A 281-nucleotide genomic window follows, 5' to 3' on the forward strand; every position below is an offset into this window, starting at 1 on the left:
TTCATATTTCGAACCACCTTCATTACTTAAAGATATTCGTAGTTTTTTCTCACTACATTCAGATCCATCGTATATTTCAAAGTCACTCGAATTCCAATATACTTCAAACATATCCAAAGATTTTTTCAAAATATGTGGAATCTCTTGCGATGTAATCTTTAAATTCCATTCGAGCCCGTTTGTCAATGCCGAATGAGATAGATTCGACGAGCCAATATATCCGGTATCAAACCCAGTTTTACGTTTAAACAAATATGATTTAGCATGCAGCCTCTCAGAGC

1 protein-coding gene is annotated in these 281 nt (G+C 34.9%); it reads right to left on the reverse strand.

Features of this window, described 5'->3' with window-relative positions:
• Positions 1-270, reverse strand: a 270-nt coding sequence (locus tag Q4563_RS23695) for a hypothetical protein (protein ID WP_442903808.1), incomplete at its 3' end; no start/stop codon positions are given.
• Between the last annotated feature and the right edge of the window lie 11 nt (positions 271-281).

The organism is Gilvimarinus sp. 1_MG-2023 (genome assembly GCF_030548285.1).